Raw genomic sequence first — 1,984 nt, 5'->3', positions numbered from 1 at the left:
AGAAATTTTGCTCCATGTCCTAAAGAAAAGAAGAATATCCAAGAAGATAGGATTGCTCCCATAGTAAATATATGCAGCTCGCTTTCAAAGTTCGTGGAAATAGAACCCATTAGTACAACGGTATCTAAGTAAACATGAGGGTTGAGCCAGGTAAATGCTAAACAAGTACCTAGCACATGATAAATATTAGCTTTTTCAATATTACTCGGATCAAGACGCGTATGTTTTCTAAAAGCTGAATAGAAGCTTCTCAAACCATAAATGAATAAAAATACAGCTCCAAAATATTGAGCAAAAATAGTAATTAAAGGAAATTCTTCAACGATCTTTGAGAATCCTGTAGTTCCTAAATAAATAAGAATAGAGTCAGATAAGGCGCATATAAGACAAACACTAAAAACATATTCACGCTTAAGTCCTTGTCTCAGAACAAAAGCATTTTGAGCACCAATGGCTAATATGAGAGAAAACCCAACCCCCAATCCTGTTAAAAATGTAACCATATTGACTTATCTGAAGTATCTATTTATTTGAATTATGTGTATTTGTTTTTTTTATTCATTAAAATTAAGAATATTTTGGGTTGGCTAAATAATTCTTATGTTAGAAAAAAAACAATGCGAAGCCTTTTTAGCGGTAGTTGAGACTGGTAGTTTCGATCAGGCAGGAAAAATGCTCTGCCTGACTCCATCTGCTGTAACCTTAAGATTGCAAGCTTTAGAAAAAGAATTAGGACAGTTATTAATAATACGTAGTAAGCCTTGTAAATTAACCACATCAGGTCAGCAAGTATTTGAATATTTAAAGAAAAGTCAAAGATTGGAACAGAATTTTTTACATGATTTGATGAATAAGTCACAAGCTGAATTTTTTAAAGTGGTTATTGCATCTAATGCCGATAGCCTAGCAACCTGGTTACTTCCAACCCTCAAAGATGTACTTATAAAAAATAAAATATTGCTGAATCTAATCGTTGATGATCAGGCTCATACATATTCCTTACTAGAAAAAGGAATTGTTAATGCGTGTATCTCAATTGAACCTAAACCTATGAAAGGATGTAATTCTCAATAAAAGCATTCATAAAAAAATGGTTTGCTAGTGGCATAAATAGACAAGCCCTATGCTTAGCACCTGCTGTAATATTTAATGAAAAAGACCATCTTCATTTTGATATTTTAGTAAAGCAATTCGGTCTAACAAAGGGTAGTTACCCTTTTCACTTAATACCCTCTTCAGAATCTTTTTTGACCGCTATACGACTTGGAATAGGTTACGGAATGGTTCCAGAATTCCAATTAAATAGCCTCTATGATCAAGATGAAATGATTGATTTATGTCCAGAATTAGAAAATAAAGTTCAACTCTACTGGCATCATTGGATTCATCAACCTTACCATTTAGAAAGTGTTACAGACCATATAATTAAGTACTCAAAACTCATCTTAAAATAAAATGATTGAGCCTGATTCCCTACCTATTTAACATAATAGAGCTTATACGAAACGCTTTTAAAAATATTTTTATTTATCAACAACTTAAAAACCCAACCTTGAGCACAAAATGCACAAAAATTAGCTTCTGTAATAAGTTGGTGAGTTTTTAAGCAACTTTGTAATATTTAGCCACTAAAATTGGTTAAAAAATACTCAATTTCCGCATTTTTGCCCAAGTAACAAGACTCTTGCATCCGAAATTATCCCCAATTTTTGTGGATAAAATTTAGGCTATTTTGTACGCCCTGGCGCACAGTAATTTAGGGACTTTGCGGATATTCACCTCAACCCATTTTTACTATGATGAAGTCATCAGGAACAGGAAGTTCCACACAATAATAAGAATACAGATACGCACAAGGACAGTAAGGTACGACAGGAGTTATACCGAGCAAACCAATACGAAAAACCTCGGCAGGATGCCGGGGTTTTTTTATTCCTTAAATTACCTATCAGATTGCGATGTATACATCTCATAACGTGATTGT

Annotated in this window: 1 protein-coding gene and 1 pseudogene; one reads left to right on the top strand and one right to left on the bottom strand. The window is 33.3% G+C overall.

The window, feature by feature from the left end; genetic code table 11:
* Positions 1-503 (bottom strand): LysE/ArgO family amino acid transporter (locus FTV34_RS17135; protein ID WP_180070871.1); only part of this gene is annotated, 503 nt, incomplete at its 3' end.
* A 97-nt stretch (positions 504-600) separates the two neighbouring features.
* Between FTV34_RS17135 and FTV34_RS17130 the strand changes: the two are divergent.
* Positions 601-1,454: pseudogene (locus FTV34_RS17130) on the top strand (LysR family transcriptional regulator ArgP).
* Positions 1,455-1,984 lie beyond the last annotated feature (530 nt).

The sequence above is a fragment of the Acinetobacter sp. YH16038 genome (genome assembly GCF_013417275.1).
GTDB lineage: Bacteria > Pseudomonadota > Gammaproteobacteria > Pseudomonadales > Moraxellaceae > Acinetobacter.
The sequence above is the reverse complement of the archived record's forward strand: the minus strand, read 5'-3'. Positions and strand labels throughout refer to the sequence as shown.